Below are 21,006 nucleotides of genomic sequence, written 5' to 3'. Positions count from 1 at the left end.
AGCGGCCCGGCCTGCCCCGATAGGGTTTCCCCATGCGCGATCTAGGGGCAGGCTTCCGGTACCTCCTGAAGGGCCAGCGATGGGTGGCCCGGCACGGCAGGCAGTACGGCTTCGGGCTGCTCCCGGGCCTGATCACCCTCGTCCTCTACGCGGCGGTGCTGGTCGCGCTGGCGCTGTGGGGCGAGGACGCCGTGACCTGGGCGACGCCCTTCGCCGACGACTGGTCGAGCCCGTGGGCCGGCCTCTTCCGCGGCTTCCTGACCGCCGTGCTGTTCGCCCTCTCCCTGCTCCTCGCCGTCGTGACCTTCACCGCGGTGACCCTGCTGATCGGGCAGCCCTTCTACGAGAACCTCTCCGAGAAGGTCGACCGGGACGTGTCCCCGGACGGGCACGCCCCCGAGTCGGGGCTGCCGCTCTGGCGCGAGCTGTGGATCTCCGCCCGCGACAGCCTCCGCATCGTGGCGCGCGCCGCCCTGTGGGGTGTGCTGCTGTTCGGCTGTGGCTTCATCCCGGTGGTCGGGCAGACGGCCGTCCCGGTGATCGGGGTGTTCGTCACCGGGTTCTTCCTCACCGAGGAACTGACCGCCGTCGCCCTCCAGCGCCGCAGCGTCGAACTGCGCGCCCGTCTCGCCCTGCTGCGCTCCCGCAAGACCCTCGTCTGGGGCTTCGGCACGCCCCTCGCCGTGGCCTTCCTGGTGCCGTTCGTCGCGGTGTTCCTGATGCCGGGCGCGGTCGCGGGCGCCACCCTCATGGCGCGTGACCTGCTGGACGAGGAGATCCGTGAGGACGGCGAGAAGGGCGACCAGGCCGCTACGACCCTTCCGCGGCCACCCTCAGGATCGCCCTCACCTGGGCGATGATGTCCAGCCGGTTCCGCACGAACTCCGCGTCGGTGACCTCGGTGGTGTTCCCGGCCCCGAACTGCAGCACCGGCGTGTGCACATGGCCGCCCGGCAGCGTGCCCCGCAGCCCCAGCCGGTCCCGGAGCAGCGTCGCCCGGTAGGCGATCTCGTTGGAGAGGTAGTCCCCGCCGCCGCCCGCGCGAGCGGTCGAGCCGGGGGTGGGCCCGTCGGGGCGTACGACGGGCTCGGTGGCGCCGGCCGGGATCTCGGTGACGCTCGTGTTGTCGTAGACGGGGAAGCGGCCGGTGTCCGCGGCGACGATCGCCGCGTACGGCAGGGTCGTCGTGGTCCACTGCGGCTGCGTGGCCGGGTCGCTCACCGGCACGGTCCCGGTGCGGCCGATGTTGTCGTTGTCCCCGAAGCCGCCCCGCCAGGCCCCGTTGGTGCGCTCGATGTCGAAGCGCCCGACCCGGCCCTGGCTGACCGTCGTGAAGAGGTCGACCTTCGGCAGGTACGGCCGCAAGGCCCGCTCCACCGTGCCCTCGGTGAAGTCCTGCCAGCGCACCGGGAACACGGCCGTCTCGATCCGGGCCGGGCCGTCCGCCGTCTCGATCACCGTGCCGTCCAGGGCCAGGGCGGTTGCGCCGGACGGGTTGGAGATGCGGATGTCCCGGTCCAGGGTGAACGGGTCGAAGCCGGTGAGCAGGATCCGCTTCAGACCCGTGCCGTGCGGATAGCGGATGGCGTCCTGGCCGCGCGAGGAGCGCTCCAGTTCGTCCAGCAGCGCGGCCCGCTGCCCGTCCGTCAGACCGAACTCCGGCTCCCAGGTGCGCACTTCACGCGTCATGCCGAGCCGCGCCCAGTACAGCGGCCGGTCGTCGTCCCGGCTCAGGTCCCCGCCGGCCGGTCCGCGCCCCTGCGCGCGGTCGACCGCGCGCTGCCACAGCCGCGCGCCCTCGCGCGTGACCGCCCGGCGGGCCTCCCCGTGGGTGCGGGCCGCCTCCAGCGCCCGGGCCAGCCGCGGGGCCACGGTGTCGAATCCGGAGCGGCGCAGGATCTCCTGCGGGGCGGCTCTGCCGAGCCGCTGCTCCTCGACGGTGGGGGAGGGGGCCGCCGGCGCGGCGCTCGCGGCCGTCGGGGTGGTGAAACCGGTCAGCAGGGCGAGGCCGAGGACGCCGAGGCGAACACGTATGGAGTTCAAGGGGGTTGGGGCCTTCCGTCGCGGTGGGGGGTCGGTGCCGGACGGACCGCAGTATCGCGTGCCGGGCGTGGTCCACGCCATGGGCGGGGCTCAGGCGGGGATCTTCGCCGTCGCCTCCCGCACGGCGTCCAGGAAGGCCGAGGCCGCGGGGGTCAGGGACCGGCCGCGCACCGTCGCCGCGTACACCGCCCGGGCCGGGGCGCCCTCGTCGCGTACCCGCAGCAGCGTGATGTCCGGGCGTACGGACTCCGCCGCGAGCGCCGGGACGAGGGTCACGCCGAGCCCGGCGGCGACGTAGCCCTGCTTGGCGGTCCACTCGCCGACGACATGGGCGACCCGCGGCCGGAAACCCTGGCGCAGGGCCGCGTCCAGGAGGGTGCCCTCGGGGCGCGCGCTGCCGGAGATCCAGTCGGCGTCCGCGAAATGTCCGAGCGGCACCGGCCCCTCGTGGGCCGCGAGGGGGTGGCCGTCCGGGACGGCGACGTACAGCGGCTCGTCGAGGAGGTGGTGGAGCTCGTACGACTCCAGTGGTGCGCGGCCCGTCGTCGAGACGACCGCGAGGTCCAGGTGACCGGCCGTCAGCTGGTCCAGCAGGGCGGGGGTGAGGCCCTCCTCGCGCGTGACCCGGACCCGGGGCCGGCGGGCGCGGAAGAGGGCCAGGGCGTGCGGCACCAGGGCCGCGTCGGCGGTGGCGAACGCGCCGAACCGGAGCCGCCCGCCGGCCGCCTCGCGCAGGGCGCCGAGTTCACGGCGGGCGTCGTGCAGCGCGGCGGCGACCGTCTCGGCGTGCGGCACCAGCAGCCGCCCCGCCTCCGTCAGCGCCACTCCGCGCGGCAGCCGGTCGAAGAGCGGGCCGCCGTCCAGCGCCGCCTCCAGCGAGGCGATCTGCCGGGACACCGCGGACTGCGTCCAGCCGAGCGTCCGCGCCGCCACCGTGAACGAGCCGTGCCGGGCGACCTCCAGGAAGACCCGCAGCCAGACGGTGGAGACCTCGGCCCCGGCATCATGCGTATTCGGCATGGCGGCCATGCTAGACATTCGCTTGTCGCATCTCCGCAGCCCCGCTTAGCGTCGACGGCATGCAGATCACCGTGGACAACCCCGCCTCCGCGCCCCAGCCCCTGAGCCCCTACTACTCCCAGGTCGCCCGCATCGAACAGGCCGACGGCAGCGCCCTGTTGTTCGTGTCCGGGCAGATCGCGGAGGGCGCCACGCTCGCCGAGCAGACCCGGGGCGTCTTCGAGACGCTCACCGCGCTGCTGGAGGCGCACGGGGCGACCCTGGCCGACGTGGTCAACATCCGCACGTACCTGACCGACATCTCCGCGCTGGACGAATACGGGGCCGTGCGGCGGCAGTTCCTCACCGGGACCCCGCCGACCAGCATGACCTTCGAGGCGTCCCGGCTCTTCCGCCCGGGGGCCCTCGTCGAGGTGGAGGTCGTGGCCGCCGTACCCGCGCGCTAGTTCAGCCGTCGCTCTCGCCGAGCAGCGTCAGGAAGTCCCGGAACGCCGACGCCATGTCGACCGACTCCGGGTCCAGCAGCCACTGGTACTGCAGCCCGTCCAGGACCGCCACGAGGAGCGGTGCGGCCCGCTCGGGGGTGAGGCCGCTCGGCAGCCGGTCGCCGTACTCGGCGCGCAGCACCCCGGCCATGCCGGCCCGCACCCCGGCGTAGCGCTCCGTGAAGTACGCCCGGGCCGGGTGCTCCTCCGTCACGCTCTCGCCGAGCAGCGCCGAGAAGGTCTGGACGATGGCGGGCCGCATGGCGTTGTACTCGACCAGCGAGGCCAGCAGGTCCAGGCGCAGCCGGCCCGCGGGCAGCGCGTCCCAGCGGTCCCGCTCCTGGAGCACCGCCACCAGCAGTGCCTCCTTCGTCGGGAAGTGGTGCAGCAGCCCCTGCTGGGTGAGGCCGACCCGTTCGGCGACCGCGGCCAGGCTCGCCCCCCGGTAACCACGCTCGGCGATCACCTCCAGAGCGGCCCGCACGATCTCCGCGCGCCGTTCCTCACTCCTCGTCCTGGCCGTCATGGCGTCACCGTACGACATGCCGAACCGTCGGTTATCACGAGAAGGTAACGAAACCTACCACCTCACAGGCAACCCGTGCACGATGGTGACATCCAGCGGCTTTCGACGTGGAGGTGCCGACGTGGCGGAGACAGCAGAGGTACGGCGCGAGGCGGCGGTCGAGGCCGCTCTCGGCAAGCTCGACCTGGACGCCAAGGCGCGGCTGCTGGCCGGCCAGGACATGTGGAGCCTGCCCGCGCTGCCGGAGGCCGGACTGGCCTCACTGGTCATGTCCGACGGTCCGATCGGCGTCCGCGGAGTGCACTGGAGCGCCGACGACCCGTCCGTCGCCCTGCCCTCACCGACCGCCCTCGCCGCCACCTGGGACCCCGGCCTCGCGCACCGGGCCGGTGTGCTGCTGGCCCAGGAGGCCCGCCGCAAAGGCGTGCACGTCCTGCTCGCCCCCACGGTCAACCTGCACCGCTCCCCGCTCGGCGGCCGCCACTTCGAGGCCTACAGCGAGGACCCGTACCTCACCGGGCGGATCGGCACCGGCTACGTCCGCGGCGTCCAGTCCGGCGGCGTCGGCACCACCGTCAAGCACTTCGTCGCCAACGACGCCGAGACCGACCGCCTCACCGTGAACAACCTCGTCGGCGAACGCGCCCTGCGCGAGCTGTACCTGGCCCCCTTCGAGGCGATCGTCGAGAACGCCCACCCCTGGGGCATCATGACCGCCTACAACTCCGTCAACGGCCCGACCATGACCGAGCACCACTACCTGGTCAACGAAGTCCTGCGCGGCGAATGGGGCTTCGACGGCGCCAACGTCTCCGACTGGACCGCCGCCCGCTCCACCACCGGCGCCCTCACCGGCGGCCTCGACATCGCCATGCCCGGCCCCGGCACCGTCTTCGGCGAGGCCCTCGCCCGGGCCGTGCGCGACGGCGAGGCCGACGAGGCCCTGGTGGACGAGGCCGTCCGCCGCGTGCTGCGCCTCGCCGCCCGGGTCGGCATCCTCGACGGGGCCGAACCGGTCGTCACCGACCCGCCCGCCACCGTCGACGGCGAGGCGCTCGCCCGCGAGATCGCCCGCCGCTCCTTCGTCCTGGTCCGCAACGAGAACGGCGCGCTGCCGCTGCGGCCCGGCAGGGTCGCGCTGATCGGCGCCGCCGCCCGCGACGCCCGCGTCCTCGGCGGCGGTTCCGCCACCGTCTTCCCCGCCCGGGTCACCTCCCCGCTCGACGGTCTCACCGCCGCCCTCCCCGACGGCACCCTCACCTACGCCCTCGGCGCCGACCCGAACACCGAACTCCCCGTCGCGGACCAGGGCTTCGAACTGCGCGCCGTCTGCCGGGACGCGGCCGGCCGGGTCATCGGCACGCGCTCGGCGCCCAGCGGCCACATCCAGTGGATGGGCAACGACCTGCCCGACGGCGTCACCCACGACACCCTGCACAGTGTCGAACTGACCGGCACCTTCACCCCGCGCGAGAGCGGCACGCACACCTTCGGGTTCAAGGGCCTCGGCCCCTTCAAGCTGACCGTCGCCGGCACCACGTACTTCGACGACGTCCAGCGCCCCGCTGAGGACGGCGACCCCTTCGCGGCCTTCTTCGGCGCCCCGGTGCCCCATGCCCGGCCCGACCTCACCGCGGGCGAACCGGTCGAGGTCTCCCTCACCTACGTGGTCCCGCCGCTCGGCGACCACCCCATGCGGGTCATCGGCTTCACCCTCGCCCACCAGGACCCGCAGCGCGATCCCGACGAGCTCATCGCCGAAGCCGCCGCTGCCGCCCGGGCCGCCGACACGGCCGTCGTCGTGGTCGCCACCACCGACCGCGTGGAGTCCGAGGGCTTCGACCGCAGGGACCTGCGCCTGCCCGGCCGCCAGGACGACCTGGTCCGCGCCGTGGCCGCCGCCAACCCCAACACCGTCGTGGTCGTCAACTCCGGCTCCCCGGTCGAACTGCCCTGGCGCGACGACGTCGCCGCCGTGCTCCTGTCCTGGTTCCCCGGCCAGGAGGGCGGCGCGGCCCTCGCGGACGTCCTCACCGGCGCTCACGAGCCCGGCGGGCGCCTGCCCACCACCTGGGGCACCCTCACCGACGCCCCGGTCACCCAGGTCGTCCCGGAGAACGGCGAACTCCCCTACGACGAGGGTGTCTTCATCGGCTACCGCGCCTGGGAGAAGCACGGCCGCAGCCCCGCCTACCCCTTCGGGCACGGCCTCGGCTACACCGACTGGACCTATGACTCCGTCGAAGTGGCCGAGACCGCCGGGGGGATCACCGCCAAGGTCCGCCTCCGCAATACCGGCGACCGCCCCGGCCGCGAGGTCGTCCAGCTCTACCTCGCCCCGGCCGACCCCGACGCCACCCGCCCGGCACGCTGGCTGGCCGGCTTCGCGAGCGTCGAGGCCGCACCGGGCGCCGGCGCCGAGGCGACGGTCGAACTGCCACGCCGTGCCTTCGAGATCTGGGACGAAGCGACCGGCTCGTGGTCGTTTGTGAAGGGTTCGTACGAGATCCAGGTCGGACGCTCGATCACGGACCGCAGGATCACCGCGACGATTAACGTCTGATCCGGGACAAGTTCCCCCAGCAGCGGCCCCGGTCCGGGACCTGACCTCCGGACCGGGGCACCGGTCCCGTCACGGGGCTTCTTCAGCGGGTGCCGAACCCGTACACCGTCTCCGAGCGGAACACACCGCCCGGCCGCAGCACCGTCGTCGGGAACTCCGGCCGGTTCGGCGAGTCGGGGAAGTGCTGGGTCTCCAGCGCGATGCCGTCGCCGGGCGCGAAGGGCTCTCGCAGGTGGTCGGCGGTGTACAGCTGGAGGCCCGGCTCGGTGGTCGCCACCGTCAGCACCCGCCCGGACGCCGGGTCGTGCAGCTCGGCGACCTCCACCGCAGTGTCCGTCACACCCTTGTCGAGTACGAAGTTGTGGTCGTAGCCGGAGCCGGTCTTGCGGGCCTCGCGGAAGTCGAAGCGCGTTCCGGCCACCTCCTCCGGAGCGCCGGCGGGAATCAGGTCCGCGTCGACCGGCGTGTACCGGGAGGCGGCCAGCCACAGCTCGTGGCCGCCCGCGTCACCGGAACCGGCCAGGTTGAAGTAGCTGTGGTTGGTCAGGTTCACCACGGTCGGCGCGTCCGTCACCGCCTCGTACGCGATCCGCAGCGCACCGCTCTCGTCGAGCGTGTACGTCGCCGAGACCTCCAGCCGCCCCGGGAAGCCCTCCTCGCCGTGCGGGCTGATCCGCGTCAGCCGCACCCCGTGCTCCACGGGCTCCGCCTCCCACATGCGCTTGTCGAAGCCGCGAACCCCGCCGTGCAGCGAGTTCGGTCCGTTGTTCGGTTCCAGCGCGTACGTCCGCCCGTCCAGGGCGAAACGGCCACCGGCGATCCGGTTGGCGTACCGCCCGACCAGGGCACCCAGGTACGGCTCCGGGTGGGCCAGGTACCCGTCGAAGTCCGGGAACCCCAGCACCACGTTTCCGGCCCGGCCCTCCCGGTCCGGCACCTCCACGGACTGCACGATCCCGCCGTACGACAGGACCCGCACCCGGACGCCGGCCCGTTCCAGGGTCCAGCGGTGCACCGGGGTCCCGTCGGAAAGTGTTCCGAAGAGTTCGTTCATGTGCGGAACTCTAAGTCAGAGTCCGGGTCAGGGCCTCTTCGCGGTGACGGTGCGGTATGCGATCTCCGCCAACCGGGCCTGTCCGTTCACGCTGGGGTGGAAGTAGTCCCAGCGGCTCAACTGGGCGGTGTCGAAGCGGTAGTCGTACACCGCGCCCCCGTCGTAACGGCAGCGCTTGTCCTCGGCGCAGACCTCCCTCAGGACCTTGTTGTAGTCCTCCACCCGCTTCTGCACCGTGTCCCGCCGCAGGGCCGCCGCAGAATCCAGGGCGTCCGGGTCGCCCAGCATCGACGGGCAGATACCCAGCTTCCACACCTGCTTGCCCATCGGGCTGGTACGTCCCTGCGACCACAGCCGCTTCAGGTTCGGCACGCTCGCCACGAACACCTGCGCCTTGGGCAGGGCTTTGCGCAGGGAGCGCAGGGAATCCTCGAAGTCGGCACGGAAAGCCGAGACCGGGGTCATCGCCGAGGGCGTCGCCCGGCAGGCGTCGTTCGCCCCGACCATCACCGTCACCAACTGCGGCTTGCGCCCCACCGCCCGGGCCATCTGACCGGGCAGATCGGCCATCCGGGCCCCGCTCACGGCGTAGTTCCAGCTCCGCTGCGCGGCCCCGGCCCTCCCCAGCAGCCGCACCGCGAGCGAGTCGACCTCGGGACTGCCGCCGGTCGCCCAGGACGCCTCCGGACAGTCCGACAGCACGTCACAGGCGTCGAACCCGCGCGTGATGGAGTCACCGACGGCCGCGACGGAACCCGGGCTGCGATCCCACAGGGGCGTGGGCTTCGGCGACGGCTTCGGGGACTCGGACGGGGCGGCGGAATCGCCCCCCACGGCATCACACCCGGCGACCCCCAGCACGGCTGCCGCGACGACGGCCAGAACGCCCCGTGTACGACGGCCCCGCTTCCGCATCCCTGGTCCATCCCCTCGCCACGCCGTGCCTGTCTCCCCAACCAATAACAACGCACGAGGGTTCCCGGCCGATCAGGTGCAACGGCTCACACCCGTACAAGCGTCCCCCTGGGTGAATGGCAGGCGTTTCCCGGCACCTGGACCGACCGTACGTCACACTCCTTGCGCCACCGCACGGTAGCCTCGCCATCAACGTGACCCGCCCGGTCACAGCCGTTCCGCCCGTTCAAACCATGTCCCGCTCTGCCCGGAGGTTCCGGTGACGACACGTGGAGTTCTGTACGTGCACTCCGCGCCGCGCGCGCTGTGCCCGCACGTCGAGTGGGCCGTCGCCGGGGTGCTCGGCACACGCGTCAGCCTGGACTGGATCCGGCAGCCGGCCGCCCCGGGCACCTGGCGCTCGGAGTTCTCCTGGCAGGGCCAGGCGGGCACGGCGTCCAAGCTGGCCTCCGCGCTCCGCGGCTGGCACCTCCTCCGCTTCGAGGTCACCGCGGAACCCTGCGCCACCGCCGAGGGCGAGCGCTACAGCTGCACCCCCGACCTGGGCATCTACCACGCCGTCACCGGCATCCACGGCGACATCCTCATCCCCGAGGACCGGCTCAGAGCGGCCCTCCAGCGCAGCCGCCAGGGGGAGACGGACCTGGAAGCCGACCTCAACAAGCTGCTCGGCAAGCCCTGGGACGACGAACTGGAACCCTTCCGCTACGCAGGCGAAGGCGCCCCGGTCCGCTGGCTCCACCAGGTGGTATGAGCTTTTAGGGGCGCGGGGCTGTTTCGATGTGCGGCTCCGCCGCGTGGGCGCGAACAGCCCCCACAAGCCCGCACCCGGCACACAACGTCACAGAAACGGCGAATGGCCCGAACCCCCTCAGGGAGTTCGGGCCAGACAACGCTCAGGATCAGATGGTCCGGAACGCCAGTACCACGTTGTGCCCACCGAACCCGAACGAGTCGTTCAGCGCGGCGATCCGTCCTTCGACGGGCAGCTTCCGAGCCTCACCACGGACGACATCGGCATTCGCCTCCGCCTCCGGGTCCAGGTTCTCCACGTTGATCGTCGGCGGAGCCACCCGGTGGTACAGCGCGAGCACGGTCGCCACCGTCTCCACACCACCCGCACCACCCAGCAGATGCCCGGTCATCGACTTCGTCGCGGACACCGCGAAGTGGTCCGCGTCGTCGCCGAACACCTTCCGCAGCGCCTTCAGCTCGGCGATGTCCCCGGCCGGCGTGGAGGTCGCGTGCGCGTTGACGTGCACGATCTCCGCCGGGTCCAGGTCGTTGCGGTCCAGCAGGTTCTGCAGGGCGTGCGAGATGCCCCGCCCCTCCGGCTCCGGCTGCACGATGTCGTGCGCGTCGGCGGAGACGCCCTGCCCGACCGCCTCGGCGTACACCCGGGCACCGCGCTTCGCGGCGTGCTCGGCCGACTCCAGGACCACGACACCGGCGCCCTCACCGAGGACGAAGCCGTCGCGGGCGGTGTCGTAGGGGCGCGACGCGCCCTGCGGGTCGTCGTTGTTCTTGGACATCGCCATCATGTTGCCGAACGCGGCGATGGGCAGCGGGTGGATCGCGGCCTCCGTGCCACCCGCGACGACCACGTCGGCACGGCCGGTGCGGATCATCTCGATGGCGTAGCCGATGGCCTCGGCGCCCGAGGCGCAGGCGGAGACCGGCGTGTGCACGCCCGCGCGGGCACCCACGGCCAGTCCGACGTTGGCCGACGGGCTGTTGGGCATCAGCATGGGCACGGTGTGCGGGGAGACGCGGCGGACGCCCTTCTCCTTCAGCACGTCGTACTGGTCGAGCAGGGTCGTCACGCCGCCGATACCGGAGGCGATGACCGCGCCGAGCCGGTCGGGGTCGATGTTCGGGTCCTCGCCGGCCTTGGCCTCGAAACCGGCGTCGGCCCAAGCCTCCTTGGCCGCGACCAGCGCGAACTGCGCCGAGCGGTCCAGGCGGCGGGCCTGCGGCCTCGGGATGACCTCGGTCGGCTCCACGGCCACCGGGGCCGCGATCTTGACGGCCTGGTCGGCCGCCCACTCCTGCTCCAGGGGCTTGACGCCGGAACGTCCGGCGATCAGGCCCTCCCAGGTAGAGGCTGCGTCGCCACCCAGCGGTGTGGTTGCGCCGATACCGGTGACGACCACGGTGCGATTGGTCGAGCTCACGGGAATTCTTTCTCCAACGGATCCGAGGATTAAGCGGCGCCACCGCCGGGTGGCGGGGCAGTTCAGCCCAGAGGCCTGATCGGCCGATCAGCCCTGGTGCTTGAGGATGTAGTCGGTCGCGTCACCGACGGTCTTGAGGTTCTTGACGTCCTCGTCGGGGATCTTGACGTCGAAGCGCTCTTCGGCGGCGACGACGACCTCGACCATGGACAGCGAGTCGACGTCCAGGTCGTCGGTGAAGGACTTGTCCAGCTGGACGTCCTCAACCGGGATGCCGGCGATCTCGTTCACGATCTCGGCGAGACCGGCGACGATCTCTTCCTGAGTGGCGGCCATGTCGGCGCTCCTTCGTAGATATTCAGAGGGTGTGGCAGGTGTTTCCGCCCGTGCCGGATCGCATGATCCGGCACGGAGTGCCTAGGGGAGGGTAACGACAGTCGCGGCGTAGACGAGACCCGCCCCGAAGCCGATGACGAGCGCGGTGTCGCCGCTCTTCGCCTCTCCGGTCGCCAGGAGCCGCTCCATCGCGAGCGGGATCGAGGCGGCCGAGGTGTTGCCGGTGGTGCGGATGTCACGGGCGACCGTGACGTGCTCCGGCAGTTTCAGCGTCTTCACCATCGAGTCGATGATCCGCACGTTGGCCTGGTGCGGGATGAAGACGTCCAGGTCGTCCACGCTGATCCCGGCCGCGTCCAGCGCCTGCTGGGCGACCTTCGCCATCTCGAACACGGCCCAGCGGAACACCGCCTGGCCTTCCTGGGTGATCGCGGGGAACTTCTCGACCGTCCCGTCGCGGTAGTCCGTCCACGGCACGGTCTGCTTGATGGTCTCGGACTTGTCGCCCTCCGAGCCCCACACGGTCGGGCCGATCGCCGGCTCCTGCGCCGGGCCGACCACGACCGCGCCGGCACCGTCACCGAACAGGAAGGCCGTCGCGCGGTCCTCCAGGTCGGTCAGGTCGCTCAGCCGCTCGACGCCGATCACCAGGACGTACTCCGCCGAGCCCTCGACGATCATGCCCTTGGCGAGCGTGAGGCCGTACCCGAAGCCCGCGCAGCCCGCCGAGATGTCGAACGCGGCGGCCCTGGCGGTGCCCAGCTTGTCGGCGATCTCGGTGGCGACGGCCGGGGTCTGCTTGAAGTGCGAGACGGTCGAGACGATCACGCCGCCGATCTGCTCGGCGGAGATGCCCGCGTCCGCGATGGCTTTGCCGGACGCCTCCAGCGACATCGCGGCGACGGTCTCCTCGTCGGAGGCCCAGTGCCGCGTCTCGATGCCGGAGCGCGAGCGGATCCACTCGTCGGACGACTCGATCGTCTCCAGGATCACCTCGTTCGGCACGACCCGGGTCGGGCGGTAACCGCCGACGCCGAGGATGCGCGCGTACGGGGCGCCCTTGCTGGGCTTGATCTTCGCCATGCTCTCGGGCTCCTTCTCAGGCACTCTGCTCGGCGATGAGCTCGCGGGCCGCGTCGAGGTCGGCGGGGGACTTCAGGGCCAGCGTCTTCACGCCGGGCAGGGCCCGCTTGGCCAGGCCGGTGAGGGTGCCGCCGGGGCACAGCTCGATCAGGGCCGTGACGCCGAGGCCCTTGAAGGTCTCCATGCACAGGTCCCAGCGGACGGGGTTGGCGACCTGGCCGACCAGACGCTCCAGCACCTCGGTGCCGGCGGCGACGGCCTGCCCGTCCTTGTTGGAGACGTAGGGGAGCTTCGGGTCGCCGGGCGCCAGGGCCTCGGCGGCCTTCGCCAGCGTGTCGACCGCGGGGGCCATGTGGTGCGTGTGGAACGCGCCCGCGACCTTCAGTGCGACGACCTTGCGCACGCCCTCGGGCTTGTCGGCCTCCAGCGCGGCGAGCTGTTCCTTGGTGCCGGCCGCGACGATCTGGCCCGCGCCGTTGATGTTCGCCGGCGTCAGGCCCAGCTTCTCCAGGTGCGGAACCGTCACGGCGGGGTCGCCGCCGAGCAGCGCGGCCATACCGGTTTCGGTGACGGCGGCGGCCTCGGCCATGGCGAGCCCGCGGGTGCGGACCAGACGGAGGGCCTCCTCGTGCGGGAGCACTCCGGAGAGCGAGGCGGCGGTGAACTCGCCGACGCTGTGCCCGGCGACGGCACCGACCTTCGCGGGCAGGTCGGCCGGGTCGTCGAAGAGCAGCCGCGCGGACGCCAGTCCGGCGGCGACCAGCAGCGGCTGCGCCACCGCGGTGTCGCGGATCTCCTCCGCGTCGGCCTCGGTGCCGTAACGGATCAGGTCGAGTCCCACGGCGTCGGACCAGGCCTCGAGGGCACCGCGAACACCGGGGAGGTCGAGCCATTCGGTCAGGAAGCCGGGCGTCTGAGCGCCCTGGCCGGGAGCGACGAGTACGAGCACTCTCACACTCTCTCTTGGGGACGGGCACGGCCGCCCGTGGGGACAAGGACGAAGAACACGGAGGGGTTTTGTCGAGCCTCGACAAAACCTTAGGGCTGGAGATCTCCATCGACCAGACGCCCCAGGATCAGCGCTATCCGCAGTGTGAACGCAGAGCGTACATCGGAGGGTGACCAACCGGTGACGTCAGTCACACGTCGAAGCCGGTAGCGGACGGTGTTGGGATGGACGAACAACATCCGGGCGGCGCCCTCCAGACTGCTCGCCTGTTCGAGATAGACGCTGAGGGTTTCCAGGAGCGCGGCCCCGGCCTCCTCCAGCGGTCTGTAGATCTCCTCCACCAGCTGCTCACGGGCCGAGGGGTCACCGGCCATCGCCCGCTCCGGGAGCAGGTCGTCGGCCAGGACCGGGCGCGGGGCGTCCTGCCAGGCGGAACACGCCTTCAGCCCGGCCGCGGCGGCCTGCGCGGACCGGGTCGCGGCCTGCAGATCGGGCACCACCGGGCCCGCCACGACCGGTCCGGCCGCGAACGGGCCGATGAGCGACTTGGCGACGGCCAGCGGGTTGTCGCTGCCGCCCGCGATGACGACCAGCCGGTCGCCGAGCACGCCGGTGAGCACCTGGAGCTTGGCGTGCCTCGCCGCGCGCCGTATGGCCTCGACGGTCAGTTCGCTGTCGCCGTCGGGCGCCGTCCCGAGCACCACGCACACGTGCTCCGGCGAGTTCCACCCGAGGGCGGCGGCCCGCGACACGGCCCCCTCGTCGGCCTCGCCGCTGAGCACGGCGTTCACGACCAGGGACTCCAGCCGGGCGTCCCAGGCACCCCGCGCCTCGGCGGCCTGCGCGTACACCTGCGCCGTGGCGAAGGCGATCTCCCGGGCGTAGACGAGCAGCGCCTCGCGCAGCACCCGCTCGTCACCGGGGGCCGCGACCTCGTCGATCGCGCTCTCCATGACCTCGATGGTGGTGCGCACCATCTCCACGGTCTGGCGCAGCGTGATCGCCCTGGTCAGCTCGCGCGGCGCGGTGCCGAACACGTCGGTGGAGATGGCCTGCGGGGCGTCCGGGTACCGGAACCACTCGGTGAACGCCGCGATACCCGCCTGTGCGACCAGACCGATCCAGGAACGGTTCTCCGGGGGCATGGCCCGGTACCAGGGCAGCGTCTCGTCCATCCGCGCGATGGCCTGCGCGGCGAGCGATCCGGACGACTTCTCCAGCCGCTTCAGCGTCGCGGCATGCGGATGGACGTCGTGGGCTGCGGCGTCGTTCTTGCTGGTTTCGGGTTCGGGCACGGGACAAGACTGCCTTATCCGGACGGGAAGGTGGGCCGCCGGGTCTACCGTGGACCGCGTGATGGACATGCGGCGCGCCGGTGAGCGCTACCCCGGCGGTGACCCGGCGGCCGGGATCGAGACCTGGCACGCCTTCTCCTTCGGGGCCCACTACGACCCGGACAACCTCCGTTTCGGCGCGGTGCTCGCGTGCAACGAGGAGCGGCTGGCGCCCGGAGCGGGCTTCGACGAGCACCCGCACAGCCACACCGAGATCGTGACCTGGGTGGTGGAGGGCGAGCTGACCCACCGCGACTCCACCGGGCACGAGTCGGTGGTACGGCACGGCGACGTGCAGCGGCTCAGCTCGGCGGGCGGCGTGCGGCACGTGGAGCGCAACGACGGCCCGGAGCCCCTGACCTTCATCCAGATGTGGCTGGCCCCGCTGCGGCCCGGCGGCGACCCGTCCTACGAGGTCGTCCGCGGCATCGCCGACTCGACGCCCTACGCCGTCCCGGAGGCCGGCGCGATGCTGCACGTGCGGCGCCTCGGGCCCGGGGAGCGGACGGCCGTGCCGGACGGGGCGTACGCGTACGTGCACGTGGTGCGCGGCGACGTCCGCCTGGACGGCGAGGAACTGGGCACCGGCGACGCGGCCCGGATCACGGACGCCAAGGGCCTGGAGGCCGAGGGCCTGACCGAGGCGGAACTGCTGATCTGGGAGATGAACGCGGCCTAGAGCTCGGCCCGCACCGCGTCCGTGAACGCCGGCCACGCCTCGATCGCCCACGGGCCGAACGCCCGGTCCGTCAGCGCCACGCAGGCCGCGCCCGCGTCCGGGTCGATCCACAGGAACGTACCGGACTGCCCGAAATGCCCGAAGGTGCGCGGCGAGGACGACGAGCCCGTCCAGTGCGGGGACTTGGAGTCGCGGATCTCGAAGCCGAGCCCCCAGTCGTTGGGGTTCTGGTGGCCGTACCCCGGCAGGACGCCCTTGGTGCCCGGGTAGTGAACGGTCATCGCCTCGGCGACCGTGCGGGGGTCCAGCAGCCGCGGGGCCTGCACCTCGGCGGCGAACCGCAGCAGGTCCTCGACCGTCGACACCCCGTCCTTGGCGGGGGAGCCCTCCAGGGTCGTCGAGGTCATGCCCAGCGGCTCCAGCACGGCCTGCCGCAGGTACTCCCCGAACGGGATGTCGGTGGCCTTCGCGACGTGGTCGCCCAGCTGCTCGAAGCCGGCGTTGGAGTACAGCCGCCGATCCCCGGGCGGGGCCATGACCCGGTGCTCGTCGAAGGCGAGGCCCGAGGTGTGCGCGAGCAGGTGCCGGACCGTCGACCCGGTGGGACCCGCGGGCTCGTCGAACTCGACGGCCCCCTCCTCGTACGCGACGAGCACCGCGTAGGCGGCCAGCGGCTTGGTCACCGACGCGAGCGGGAACCGCCGCCCGGCCGGCCCGTGGGTGCCGAGGACGGTGCCGTCCGCTCGTACGACACCCGCCGCAGCGGTGGGAACCGGCCAGTTCTCGATCAGGGCGAGGCTCTTCAGCGACATGCGTTCGAGCCTATGCGCTCAGAGCGTGAGTTCCAGCAAGGGGTCGGGCTTGGGCCGGAAGCCGAGGGAGACGTACAGCGGCTCGGCCTCCGGCGAGGCGGTGAGCTGCACGCGCCGGGCATCGCGCTCGCGGAACCAGGCCAGGAGCGTGGTCATGCAGGCGCGCGCGTAACCCCGGCGCCGGGCGTCCGGGTCGGTGGCGACGCTGAACACGAAGCCCACCATGCCGTGCGGGTCGCCCGGCTTGCCGATGCGGTAGTCGATCGTCCCGGCCACCAGGCAGGCCAGCGCCCCCGGCCGGTCCGGGTGGTCGACGACGAACGCCGTGAAGTCCCCTTCCTGCTCGCCCAGTTTGGCTCTCAGCGTGGGGAGCGACTCCCCGTGCCAGGCGATGGGCGGATCGGCGGCGAACACCGCGTCGATCATGACCTGGCGCAGTCGCAGGACTTCCTCCGCGTCGGCGGGCAGGGCACGGCGTTACGACACTCATGAGTCCGTACGCTGACCATCCGGATCAGGAAACGTCCTGCCGATTTCTTACCGTCGGCGCTTGCTTGGAGCGCACTCCAAGGTTCTAGCGTTGGGGCCATGACGGTGATGGAGACCACGGGGACCAGGACCGACACCTGCGCCGGCCCGCCGCAGCAGAACCGGCGCCCGGACGGCGACGACCACTACACGATCAGCGAGGTCGTCGCCTTCACCGGCCTGACGGCACACACCCTGCGCTGGTACGAGCGCATCGGCCTGATGCCGCACATCGACCGCTCCCACACCGGCCAGCGCCGCTACACCAACCGCGACCTCGACTGGCTCGACCTCGTCGGCAAGCTCCGCCTGACGGGCATGCCGGTCGCGGACATGGTCCGGTACGCGGAACTGGTGCGCGAGGGCGACCACACCTACGGCGAGCGCTTCCAGCTGCTGAAGACGACCCGCGAGGACGTCCTGGCCAGGATCGACGAACTCCGGGGCACGCTCGCCGTGCTCGACCGGAAGATCAGTTTCTACGCGGACGCCGGGCAGGCCCTGGCGTCGGAGAGGTCCCGATGACGGACGGCAGGATCACGACGGCCAGGCTCGGCGACAACGGCCCCGAGGTGGGTGTCCAGGGCCTCGGCTGCATGGCCATGAGCTTCGCCTACGGCCCCTCGGACGCGGACGCCTCCCGCGCCACCCTGGAGCGGGCTCTCGAACTGGGCGTCACCCTCTACGACACGGCCGACGCGTACGGCGCCGGCGAGAACGAGCGGTTCCTGTCGCCGTTCTTCAAGGCCCACCGCGACGAGGTCGTCATCGCGACCAAGTTCGCTCTGTCGATACCCCCGGACGACCCGACCCGCCGGGTCATCCGCAACGACCCGCCCTACATCCGCCAGGCCGTCGAGGCGAGCCTGAAGCGCCTGGACGTCGACGCCATCGACCTCTACTACATGCACCGGCGCGATGTGAACGTGCCGATCGAGGAGAGCGTCGGCACGATGGCCGACCTGGTCCGCGAGGGCAAGGTCAAGCACCTCGGCCTGAGCGAGGTCACTGCGGACGAACTGCGCGCCGCGCACGCCGTCCACCCCATCGCCGCCGTGCAGTCGGAGTGGTCGCTGTTCAGCCGGGACATCGAGACGCATGTCGTCCCCGCGGCCCGTGAGCTGGGTGTGGCCCTCGTCGCGTACTCACCCCTCGGCCGGGGCTTCCTCACCGGCTCCTTCACCGACGCCGAGCAGGACCTGAGCGCCGGTGACTTCCGCCGCCAGCAGCCCCGCTTCACGGGCGACAACGCCACGGCGAACGCGACCCTGCTGGAGCTGATCCGCTCGGTGGCCAAGGCCCATGACGCGACCCTCGGTCAGATCGCCCTGGCCTGGACCCAGCAGCAGGCGACGATCCACGGCCTCCCGGTCGTCCCGATCCCGGGCACCCGCAAGCCCTCCAGGGTGGAGGAGAACACCGCGGCGACCGGCATCGTCCTGACCGACGAGCAACTGGACCTGCTGGACGGCATAGCGGCCCAGGTGGCGGGCAACCGCTACGCGGACATGGCGTTCACGTCAGCGGGCCGCGAGTAAGGGTTTTCAGGGGCGCGGGGAACTGCGTGACCGGCCAGAGGCGGCCCGCACCCGCCGGCGCGCAGCACCCCGCACCCGCTAAAGCTCCGCCAACAACTCCGCCTTTTTGACCGAAAACTCCTCATCCGTCACCAACCCGGCCTGATGCAGCTCGCCCAGGTGACGAATGCGCTCGGCGATGTCGGCAGGGTCCCGCCGCGGCGCGGGCACGGCGGCCACCGGACTCGACGACCGCACGGCCGCCAGCACGGCGGCCGCGAACGGCAGCGACTCGTGCACCGGCCCGTATCCCAGCCCGAACACCACCGCCGCGGGATCCTGATCGGCCTGAGCCCCCGACACTTCCGCATCCCGGCGCAAAAGCCGCAAATGCCCCTCGAAGACCTCCGGCGACCGCCACTCCACCCCGTTCAGCTCCCCGACGGAGAAGCTCTGGTCGCCGGCCTTCCACTTCGCCGACGACGCCCCCGTCCAGAACCACCGGAAGTTCACGGTCCGTCCGTCGAAGGTCGCCTTCCCGTCGTACGCCTTGAAGGACAACGGCCCCTCGGGCGGCTTCACCAGGAACCGCTCCGCAGGCCCGGACTCGGTCAGCAGCGCCCGCAGCTCGTCGGCGTAGTACTCCGCGAGCACCTCCCGGTCGGCGGGCAGCACCAGCCGGTAGGGATCGCCGCTCTCCTTCAGCTGCCCGGCGGCCGCCTCCATCAACGGGTCCGCCCCGGGGCGCGGCTCGACGCGCAGCACGACGGTGCCGCGCTTCCCGCGGGTCAGCGTCACCCCGGCGATCGCCTCCAGGGGCACACGGCGTTCCCCGAGGGCCTGGAAGAGCTTGGGTGTTCGAATCCCCCGTTCGTAGCGGATGAGCACGGAGTCGGACTCGAACTCCCAGGCGGCATGCAATCCGGCCAGTACGTCACCCATGCGGCTCATCGTATGCGGCACGCGCTCCTCCGTCCCCCTGCCGAGCAGACCGCAATTTCTGCGCCTCTACGCGCGTCAGGCCGCCGCCGTGCCGGACAAACCGGTACGGCAGACGCCGTCTTCGTGCGCGCAGTGCACCGAGCGGTATGCGCCAACGCCGATCTCTGCGAAATTGAACAGACTTGCCGTCCCGGGCTCGAAATAGCCCGCGTGACCCTTCGCACCCGCCGCCGACAGCACCCGCGCCCCGAACCCGGCGGACACCGGATCGGCTCCGTGACCCAGCCCGCCGACCTCCAGGTACGGCACGTCCTGGATCCAGTCGTCGGAGTCCCGCATCGCCCACACCCGTGCGCTGGTCTGCAACTGGGCGGCCTTCTCGACGCGCATGCCGGGGCTGCCGGCCACGGCGATGTCGGACACCCGGCCCGGCAGCGCGTGCGCGGCCACGCCGCACACCACGGAGCCGTAGCTGTGGCAGAACAGCGAGACCGGCGAGCCGCCCGGCAGCGCCCGCACCAGCGCGTTCAGCCGTACGGCACCCTCCTCGGCGCGCATCGCGGTGGCCGAGTCGATGCCGAGTCCGCTGGGTGCCGTGTAGTCGGCCCAGGCGATGACGGCCGTACGGGTCGAGGGGCTCACCTGCCGCTCGGCCGCGTACAGGGACTTCGCCATGCCGACGGGCGCCGCGTACTTGCGGTGGGTGCGCTGGAAGGTGAGCAGGTCGGTGTCGACACCGGGGACGACGACCGAGACCCGCTCCGCCTCGCGCAGGTCGCCGAAGACCTCCGCCACCCGGCCCGAGCCCTCCGGGTCGAAGGCCAGGATGTGCCGGCCCTTCTCCATGAGGTCCCCGAAGCGGTGCATCCTGCGCCCGGCCTCGTGCTGTCCGGCCGGGGTGAGGCGCTTGTCGTGCATGCGTTCCCGCTCGACCTTGCGCGCCTTCGCGAGCGCGAGATGGTTGGCGCGGTAGCGCAGCTCGACCGGCGCGCCGTTCATGTTGCCCACCGCGAGCGAGTACTTGCGGACCAGGGTCGTACGGTCCTGCTCGGTGAGCGAGGCGAAGAAGCGGGCCAGCCTCGTCGGCTCGGACTGCGGGTCCGGCAGCCGGTGCCCGCCGATCCGCCCGTTCTCCCAGGCGGAGAGCGAGGCTTGGAGCGGTGTGGCGCCCCGCTGGTTGCGCAGGGCCGTCCAGCCGGTGGTCGCCAGCATCACGAAGACGACGGCCAGAGCGAGCAGTGCGCGCCAGACGTTCAGTTGCGGGGAGGTGTCGAAGGAAGTCACTGAAAGGACACACTAGGAGAACGAGAGGGTCTCGCGTTAACCAAGTGACCGGGATCACGTTTCGGTTTATGCGCTAAGGGGACTGCTCCGCGCGCCAGTTCCCGGCCAGTGCGGGACCCACCTGATCCAGGTATGTCGTGGTGAGTTGGCGCATGCCGTCGAGGGTGAGGTCGTCCCCCGCGGACCACAGGCGCTCGGTGACACGAATCACCCCGCCGAAGAGGGCGACGACGATCCGCGGCCGGGGGTCGGCGTTCACGTCGAGCCCCTCGCGTTCGGCGATGATGCACGCGAGCTGCTCCTCCAGTTCCGCCGACCGCCGCAGATGGGCGGCGAGCAGCGCGGGCGTCGACTCGATCACCCGGTAGACGCGCAGGTGGAGGTCGATCGGCACGAGCTCCGCGACGGCCTCGTTGATCGCGTCCCAGCTCTCCAGCACGGCCCGGCGCAGCGCCTCCAGCGGCACCTCGCCCGGCGGGCGCGTGCGCAGCGCCTCGACGACGAGCGTCTCGGCGAGGCGCGGCACGAAGAACGCCGTCTCCTCCTTGCCGGCGAAGTACCGGAAGAAGGTCCGCTGCGAGACGTCCACGGCGGCGGCGATGTCGTCGACGGTCGTCTCCTCGTACCCGCGCGTGACGAAGAGTTCCAGCGCGGCCCGCAGCAGTGCGTCCCGGGTGCGCCGCTTCTTGCGTTCGCGCAGGTTCAAGGCGTGCCTCTCGTCTGAAGTGTTTGCCCAGTTCAGGCTATACGGGGATGTTGTGT

At 71.8% G+C, this 21,006-nt stretch carries 22 protein-coding genes; 7 read left to right on the top strand and 15 right to left on the bottom strand.

The annotated features are described in order from the left end of the window. Window positions 1-32 precede the first annotated feature (32 nt). Entirely contained in the window at window positions 33-860 is an 828-nt protein-coding gene (locus HNR57_RS06205) for an EI24 domain-containing protein (protein ID WP_184557366.1), read from the top strand. Here HNR57_RS06205 and HNR57_RS06200 read toward each other — a convergent pair. Further along, window positions 811-2,043 (bottom strand): pyroglutamyl-peptidase I, encoded by a 1,233-nt coding sequence (locus HNR57_RS06200; RefSeq protein ID WP_184557363.1) that lies wholly within the window; start codon window positions 2,041-2,043, stop codon window positions 811-813. The two genes, HNR57_RS06205 and HNR57_RS06200, sit on opposite strands and share 50 nt — an antisense overlap. 90 nt (window positions 2,044-2,133) lie before the next feature. Next, window positions 2,134-3,072 carry a LysR family transcriptional regulator gene (locus HNR57_RS06195; protein ID WP_246554313.1) on the bottom strand — a complete coding sequence of 313 codons (939 nt, stop codon included), beginning with the start codon at window positions 3,070-3,072 and terminating at the stop codon, window positions 2,134-2,136. Window positions 3,073-3,122: 50 nt separating this feature from the next. Between HNR57_RS06195 and HNR57_RS06190 the strand changes: the two genes are divergently transcribed. Further along, complete coding sequence (locus HNR57_RS06190; protein ID WP_184557357.1) at window positions 3,123-3,509, top strand: RidA family protein; 387 nt, start codon at window positions 3,123-3,125, stop codon at window positions 3,507-3,509. A 1-nt stretch (window position 3,510) separates the two neighbouring features. On the opposite strand, the gene HNR57_RS06185 is transcribed toward HNR57_RS06190, so the two are convergent. Continuing rightward, complete coding sequence (locus tag HNR57_RS06185; RefSeq protein WP_184557354.1) at window positions 3,511-4,092, bottom strand: TetR/AcrR family transcriptional regulator; 582 nt, start codon at window positions 4,090-4,092, stop codon at window positions 3,511-3,513. Between the two features lie 64 nt (window positions 4,093-4,156). Here HNR57_RS06185 and HNR57_RS06180 point away from each other — a divergent pair, with 64 nt between their 5' ends. After that, entirely contained in the window at window positions 4,157-6,637 is a 2,481-nt protein-coding gene (locus HNR57_RS06180; protein ID WP_221342150.1) for a beta-glucosidase family protein, read from the top strand. Window positions 6,638-6,719: 82 nt separating this feature from the next. On the opposite strand, the gene HNR57_RS06175 is transcribed toward HNR57_RS06180, so the two are convergent. Both HNR57_RS06175 and HNR57_RS06170 read right to left on the bottom strand, forming a co-directional pair. After that, window positions 6,720-7,691, bottom strand: coding sequence for an aldose epimerase family protein (locus tag HNR57_RS06175; RefSeq protein WP_184557348.1), 972 nt, complete (start codon window positions 7,689-7,691; stop codon window positions 6,720-6,722). A 27-nt stretch (window positions 7,692-7,718) separates the two neighbouring features. Next, window positions 7,719-8,606 (bottom strand): SGNH/GDSL hydrolase family protein, encoded by an 888-nt coding sequence (locus HNR57_RS06170; protein ID WP_184557345.1) that lies wholly within the window; start codon window positions 8,604-8,606, stop codon window positions 7,719-7,721. 259 nt (window positions 8,607-8,865) lie between these two features. On the opposite strand from HNR57_RS06170, the gene HNR57_RS06165 reads away from it, so the two are divergent. Continuing rightward, window positions 8,866-9,360, top strand: a complete 495-nt coding sequence (locus tag HNR57_RS06165) for a DUF3145 domain-containing protein (protein WP_184557342.1) — start codon at window positions 8,866-8,868, stop codon at window positions 9,358-9,360. 148 nt (window positions 9,361-9,508) lie between these two features. On the opposite strand, the gene fabF is transcribed toward HNR57_RS06165, so the two are convergent. The 5 genes from fabF to fasR form a co-directional block, all read right to left on the bottom strand. After that, on the bottom strand, window positions 9,509-10,780 hold the full coding sequence (fabF, locus tag HNR57_RS06160) for a beta-ketoacyl-ACP synthase II (RefSeq protein WP_184557339.1): 1,272 nt from the start codon (window positions 10,778-10,780) through the stop codon (window positions 9,509-9,511). An 87-nt stretch (window positions 10,781-10,867) separates the two neighbouring features. Then, entirely contained in the window at window positions 10,868-11,116 is a 249-nt protein-coding gene (locus HNR57_RS06155; protein ID WP_003989952.1) for an acyl carrier protein, read from the bottom strand. A gap of 81 nt (window positions 11,117-11,197) precedes the next feature. Continuing rightward, on the bottom strand, window positions 11,198-12,199 hold the full coding sequence (locus HNR57_RS06150) for a ketoacyl-ACP synthase III (protein ID WP_184557336.1): 1,002 nt from the start codon (window positions 12,197-12,199) through the stop codon (window positions 11,198-11,200). A 16-nt stretch (window positions 12,200-12,215) separates the two neighbouring features. Beyond that, window positions 12,216-13,148 carry an ACP S-malonyltransferase gene (locus HNR57_RS06145; protein WP_184557333.1) on the bottom strand — a complete coding sequence of 311 codons (933 nt, stop codon included), beginning with the start codon at window positions 13,146-13,148 and terminating at the stop codon, window positions 12,216-12,218. An 89-nt stretch (window positions 13,149-13,237) separates the two neighbouring features. Beyond that, a complete protein-coding gene (fasR, locus tag HNR57_RS06140; RefSeq protein WP_184557330.1) occupies window positions 13,238-14,443 on the bottom strand; it encodes a fatty acid biosynthesis transcriptional regulator FasR in 1,206 nt (401 codons plus the stop codon). A 61-nt stretch (window positions 14,444-14,504) separates the two neighbouring features. On the opposite strand from fasR, the gene HNR57_RS06135 reads away from it, so the two are divergent. Continuing rightward, window positions 14,505-15,161, top strand: a complete 657-nt coding sequence (locus HNR57_RS06135; protein WP_184558841.1) for a pirin family protein — start codon at window positions 14,505-14,507, stop codon at window positions 15,159-15,161. Here HNR57_RS06135 and HNR57_RS06130 read toward each other — a convergent pair. Continuing rightward, window positions 15,158-15,973: a serine hydrolase domain-containing protein gene (locus tag HNR57_RS06130; protein ID WP_184557327.1), complete on the bottom strand. Its 816-nt coding sequence runs from the start codon at window positions 15,971-15,973 to the stop codon at window positions 15,158-15,160. The genes HNR57_RS06135 and HNR57_RS06130 overlap by 4 nt on opposite strands. 18 nt (window positions 15,974-15,991) lie before the next feature. Beyond that, window positions 15,992-16,399, bottom strand: a complete 408-nt coding sequence (locus tag HNR57_RS06125; protein WP_184557324.1) for a GNAT family N-acetyltransferase — start codon at window positions 16,397-16,399, stop codon at window positions 15,992-15,994. 162 nt (window positions 16,400-16,561) lie between these two features. Between HNR57_RS06125 and HNR57_RS06120 the strand changes: the two genes are divergently transcribed. Beyond that, window positions 16,562-17,026, top strand: coding sequence for a MerR family transcriptional regulator (locus HNR57_RS06120; RefSeq protein ID WP_184557321.1), 465 nt, complete (start codon window positions 16,562-16,564; stop codon window positions 17,024-17,026). Next, window positions 17,023-18,039: an aldo/keto reductase gene (locus HNR57_RS06115; RefSeq protein WP_184557318.1), complete on the top strand. Its 1,017-nt coding sequence runs from the start codon at window positions 17,023-17,025 to the stop codon at window positions 18,037-18,039. The genes HNR57_RS06120 and HNR57_RS06115 overlap by 4 nt, the downstream gene beginning before the upstream one ends. A gap of 78 nt (window positions 18,040-18,117) precedes the next feature. Here HNR57_RS06115 and HNR57_RS06110 read toward each other — a convergent pair whose 3' ends face one another. The 3 genes from HNR57_RS06110 to HNR57_RS06100 all read right to left on the bottom strand — a co-directional run bounded on the left by HNR57_RS06110 (window position 18,118) and on the right by HNR57_RS06100 (window position 20,950). Continuing rightward, window positions 18,118-18,969 (bottom strand): DUF4429 domain-containing protein, encoded by an 852-nt coding sequence (locus tag HNR57_RS06110; protein ID WP_184558839.1) that lies wholly within the window; start codon window positions 18,967-18,969, stop codon window positions 18,118-18,120. 66 nt (window positions 18,970-19,035) lie between these two features. Beyond that, complete coding sequence (locus tag HNR57_RS06105; RefSeq protein WP_184557315.1) at window positions 19,036-20,244, bottom strand: alpha/beta hydrolase; 1,209 nt, start codon at window positions 20,242-20,244, stop codon at window positions 19,036-19,038. 73 nt (window positions 20,245-20,317) lie between these two features. Next, the gene (locus HNR57_RS06100) at window positions 20,318-20,950 is read right to left on the bottom strand and encodes a TetR family transcriptional regulator (RefSeq protein WP_246554312.1); all 633 of its coding nucleotides are present in this window, start codon (window positions 20,948-20,950) and stop codon (window positions 20,318-20,320) included. Window positions 20,951-21,006: the final 56 nt, after the last annotated feature.

The organism is Streptomyces paradoxus (genome assembly GCF_014202475.1).
Lineage (GTDB): Bacteria > Actinomycetota > Actinomycetes > Streptomycetales > Streptomycetaceae > Streptomyces > Streptomyces paradoxus.
Note: the sequence above shows the minus strand (reverse complement) of the source record. Positions and strands in the feature narration are given on the sequence as shown.

Coding starts and splice junctions, on each gene's coding strand:
- HNR57_RS06125 (WP_184557324.1), bottom strand. CDS start 16,399: ATGATCGACGCGGTGTTCGCCGCCGATCCGCCCATCGCCTGGCACGGG.
- HNR57_RS06135 (WP_184558841.1), top strand. CDS start 14,505: ATGGACATGCGGCGCGCCGGTGAGCGCTACCCCGGCGGTGACCCGGCG.
- HNR57_RS06180 (WP_221342150.1), top strand. CDS start 4,157: ATGGTGACATCCAGCGGCTTTCGACGTGGAGGTGCCGACGTGGCGGAG.
- HNR57_RS06175 (WP_184557348.1), bottom strand. CDS start 7,691: ATGAACGAACTCTTCGGAACACTTTCCGACGGGACCCCGGTGCACCGC.
- HNR57_RS06155 (WP_003989952.1), bottom strand. CDS start 11,116: ATGGCCGCCACTCAGGAAGAGATCGTCGCCGGTCTCGCCGAGATCGTG.
- HNR57_RS06115 (WP_184557318.1), top strand. CDS start 17,023: ATGACGGACGGCAGGATCACGACGGCCAGGCTCGGCGACAACGGCCCC.
- HNR57_RS06185 (WP_184557354.1), bottom strand. CDS start 4,092: ATGTCGTACGGTGACGCCATGACGGCCAGGACGAGGAGTGAGGAACGG.
- HNR57_RS06110 (WP_184558839.1), bottom strand. CDS start 18,969: ATGAGCCGCATGGGTGACGTACTGGCCGGATTGCATGCCGCCTGGGAG.
- HNR57_RS06130 (WP_184557327.1), bottom strand. CDS start 15,973: ATGTCGCTGAAGAGCCTCGCCCTGATCGAGAACTGGCCGGTTCCCACC.
- HNR57_RS06120 (WP_184557321.1), top strand. CDS start 16,562: ATGACGGTGATGGAGACCACGGGGACCAGGACCGACACCTGCGCCGGC.
- HNR57_RS06150 (WP_184557336.1), bottom strand. CDS start 12,199: ATGGCGAAGATCAAGCCCAGCAAGGGCGCCCCGTACGCGCGCATCCTC.
- HNR57_RS06170 (WP_184557345.1), bottom strand. CDS start 8,606: ATGCGGAAGCGGGGCCGTCGTACACGGGGCGTTCTGGCCGTCGTCGCG.
- HNR57_RS06195 (WP_246554313.1), bottom strand. CDS start 3,072: ATGGCCGCCATGCCGAATACGCATGATGCCGGGGCCGAGGTCTCCACC.
- HNR57_RS06205 (WP_184557366.1), top strand. CDS start 33: ATGCGCGATCTAGGGGCAGGCTTCCGGTACCTCCTGAAGGGCCAGCGA.
- HNR57_RS06190 (WP_184557357.1), top strand. CDS start 3,123: ATGCAGATCACCGTGGACAACCCCGCCTCCGCGCCCCAGCCCCTGAGC.